The following is a 3572-nucleotide window of genomic DNA, read 5'->3' on the forward strand; positions in this document are numbered from 1 at the left end:
TCTTCAGCAGCCTGCAAACCGCCTTTGGCGGCACGCGCGCCGGGGATTTCAGCGTCAACAACCGCGTCTATCACGTGGTGATGCAGAACGAGATGCAGTGGCGCGAGCGCGCAGAGCAAATCAGCGAGCTGTTCGTGCGCAGCAACAGCGGCGAGCGGGTGCGTCTGAGCAACCTCGTCACCATCACGCCGACCGTCGGCGCGCCATTTATTCAGCAGTACAACCAGTTCCCGTCGGTATCGGTGAGCGGCTCGGCAGCGGAAGGGGTGAGCAGCAGCACCGCAATGGCGGCGATGGGCGAGATTCTGGCGGAAAACCTGCCAGCCGGGTACGACTACGCCTGGAGCGGCATGTCGTATCAGGAGCAGCAGACCGGGAATCAGGCGATATGGATTGTGCTGGCGGCGGTGGTGATGGCGTGGCTGTTCCTCGTCGCCCAGTATGAGAGCTGGACGCTGCCGGCGAGCGTGATGCTCTCGGTGCTGTTCGCCATCGGCGGAGCGCTGGTCTGGCTGTGGCTGGCAGGCTATGCCAACGACGTGTACGTGCAGATTGGTCTGGTGCTATTGATAGCCCTCGCCGCCAAGAACGCAATTCTTATCGTGGAGTTTGCCCGCGCCCGTCGTATGGACGGAATGGCGATTGTCGATGCCGCGCGGGAAGGGGCATCGCGCCGCTTCCGCGCGGTAATGATGACCGCCGTGTCGTTCATCATAGGCGTCCTGCCGATGATGCTGGCGACCGGAGCCGGTGCCCAGAGCCGCCGCATTATCGGGACCACGGTGTTCAGCGGCATGCTGGTAGCCACCGTGGTGGGGATAGTGTTCATCCCGGCGCTGTTCGTGCTGTTCCAGCGCCTTCGCGAGTGGGGGCATGGCCTTACGGACTCGTCGCCCACAGCTCACAGTGCTTCTGCACCAGAGAAATCAGCGAGCCGCCATCGGCGATAAAGTCCCGCATGCGCTGCGCCTCGCTCTTGCCCTGCTTTAACAGCAGGGCAATTTCCTTGATGGCGCTCGTCGCGCCGAGTTTCTCGGCCGACGGTGCAACCTGCTCCAGCAGCCAGGCGATATCCTCCGCCACGGTTTTGTGCTCGCCGGTATGCACGTCCGTCAGAATGCCTTCCAGCCCGTAGCGACAGGCCTGAAAACGGTTAAAGCGGTACAGCAGAAAATCCCGTTCCTGATGCTTATAGGGCCGCGCAGTCAGCAGCCAGTGCGACGTCGCCTGAATAAGCCCGGCGATGTTAATGGCGTGACCGAGCGTCAGCGGCGTATCCATCACCCGCACCTCCACGGTGCCAAAGTGCGGGCTGGGGCGGATGTCCCAGTGCAGATCCTTAATGCTGTCGATCATGCTGGTGGAACTCAGGCGGCGGAACAGCCCCTCGAACTCCTGCCAGCTGTTGACCCACGGCATCTGGCCGTTATCCGGGAACCCGGAAAATATGTTGAGCCGCGACGAGGAAAACTTGGTGTCCGTGCCCTGCATATAAGGCGACGACGCGGCGAGGGCGATAAAGTGCGGCACGAAGCGCGACAGGCCGTGCAGCAGGTAAATCGCGTCGTCCCCGTTTCGGCATCCCACGTGCACGTGCTGGCCGAACACCGTCGCCTGCAAAATCAGATAGCCAAAGCGCTCCAGCGTGACGTTATAGCGCTCGTCGTCACACACCTCCTGCCGCTGCCATTTCTGGAACGGGTGCGTGCCGCCGCCGCAGATCTGGATGTGCTGCTCCGACGCCGCCCGCAGGATGCTCTGCTGCATCACGGAGAACTGCGCCGCCGCCTGGTCGATGGTCTGGCATACACCGGTGGCGATTTCGAGCATGCTTTCGGTGATGTCGTGTTTGACTTCGCCCCCTTTGATGTCGTCTTTGACGGCGGCGATGAGGGCAGAGGAGTCCTGGCTCAGATCGTAACCCGGCGGGTTAACCACCTGGAGTTCGAGCTCAATGCCGAGGGTATAAGGTTCAGAGGACTTGAAATCGGGTAAGGGCATGGCGCACTCCGTTGTCTGTTATGTGTTGAGTATAGACAATGGGCGTGGCGCGCTCTTTTCAGGGTGGTATAACTGATAGCAGGCTTAGCAAAAGGGGAGTGACCCATGTCTGACTATCCAACCATTGCGCTGATTGGTCCCGGTGCGATTGGCACCACCATTGCCGCGGTGCTGCATGACGCGGGCCGTACGCCGCTGCTGTGCGGTCGCACCGCGCATCCGGTATTACGCCTGCGTCACGATGAGGATGAAATTGTGGTGCCCGGTCCGGTACTTACCGATCCCACCGTCATTACCCGCCCCGTAGACCTTGTTTTTGTGGCGGTAAAAACGACGCAAAATGCTGACAGCGCCGGGTGGCTGCGCGCCCTGTGCGATGAAAACACCGTGGTCTGCGCGCTGCAAAACGGCGTGGAGCAGAAAGCCCAGCTTGCGCCTTTGGTCAACGGCGCAACGGTGCTGCCGTCGGTGGTCTGGTTCCCGGCGCAGCGCGAGCCGGACGCCTCCGTCTGGCTGCGGGCAAAACCGCTTCTGACACTACCGGATGTGCCGCAGGCGCAGCGGGTGGTCGAGGCGCTTCGCGGGACGCGCTGTGATGTTGAGCTCTCGACAGATTTCACCACCGTCGCCTGGCGCAAGCTGCTGCAAAACGCGGTCGCCGGGCTGATGGTGCTGGCCAACCGCCGCGCCGGGATGTTCAGACGCGAGGATATCAGCGAGCTGGCCCTGGCCTACCTGCGCGAGGGGCTTGCCGTCGCCCGCGCCGAAGGGGCGAAGCTGGACGATGCGGTGGCCCAGGAGATTCTGGCGAACTTCCAGCGCGCGCCCGAGGATTTAGGCACGTCAATCCTTGCCGACCGTCAGGCCGATCGTCCGATGGAGTGGGATATCCGCAACGGGGTGATCCAGCGCTACGGCCGCAAGCACGGTATTGCGGTGCCCATCAGCGACGTGGTGGTACCGCTGCTGGCGGCGGGGAGCGAGGGGCCGGGCTAACGGCCGCTGTTTTTCCGTTCGGCGAGCGTGACGGTGGAGCAATAATCTGGGGATAGTCAGCCTTAAACACATATGCGAAACTTACCGCTTCTGAAAAAATGTGGTGGGACCCGCTCAATGTCAGAACCATCTTCGCAGTGCCTGTTTAATGAAGGAATGATTGCTTTTCCTGAGGGCTATCAGGACCGTACCGTCAATGTCTTCGCGCCGCCTGCAGCGGATGCGCCCGCGTTCAACATTTCCCGCGATGCCCTCAACCCCGGCGAAGCGCTTGCCGCGTATATCGATCGCCAGCTCGCCCTGATGGCAAAGCACATCAAGGGCTGGAAGCAGGGTGAGCGCAGCGCCGCTACGCTGGGCGACAGCCTTTTACAGGGTGAAACCGTCCATGCCAGCTACCTGCGCGACGGGAAACGCATCTGGCAGCAGCAGGCCGTGTTTAACGTCGACGGCGATAAAATCCTGGTGTTCACTATGACCTGCACCCGCGCGCCGGGCGATGCCGACGGCGCGCTGTTTGGCGATCTTCTCAGGAGCTTCCGCTTCCACCATTAACTTCAGGGACCGTTGTTATG

The 3572-nt window shown here is 61.8% G+C and carries 4 protein-coding genes; 3 read left to right on the forward strand and 1 reads right to left on the reverse strand.

What is annotated here, in order from left to right; translation table 11 throughout:
* The coding region (locus HP459_RS21990; protein WP_171936841.1) for an efflux RND transporter permease subunit at positions 1-950 on the forward strand (950 nt) is incomplete at its 5' end.
* On the opposite strand, the gene HP459_RS21995 is transcribed toward HP459_RS21990, so the two are convergent.
* A complete protein-coding gene (locus HP459_RS21995) occupies positions 880-2001 on the reverse strand; it encodes a YbdK family carboxylate-amine ligase (protein WP_022647338.1) in 1122 nt (373 codons plus the stop codon). The genes HP459_RS21990 and HP459_RS21995 overlap by 71 nt on opposite strands.
* A 105-nt stretch (positions 2002-2106) precedes the next feature.
* On the opposite strand from HP459_RS21995, the gene HP459_RS22000 reads away from it, so the two are divergent.
* The gene (locus HP459_RS22000) at positions 2107-2997 is read left to right on the forward strand and encodes an oxidoreductase (RefSeq protein WP_155025026.1); all 891 of its coding nucleotides are present in this window, start codon (positions 2107-2109) and stop codon (positions 2995-2997) included.
* 117 nt (positions 2998-3114) lie between these two features.
* Positions 3115-3552 (forward strand): DcrB-related protein, encoded by a 438-nt coding sequence (locus HP459_RS22005; protein ID WP_038415594.1) that lies wholly within the window; start codon positions 3115-3117, stop codon positions 3550-3552.
* Positions 3553-3572: the final 20 nt, after the last annotated feature.

The sequence above is a fragment of the Enterobacter sp. CM29 genome (genome assembly GCF_013179605.1).
Classification (GTDB): domain Bacteria; phylum Pseudomonadota; class Gammaproteobacteria; order Enterobacterales; family Enterobacteriaceae; genus Enterobacter; species Enterobacter intestinihominis.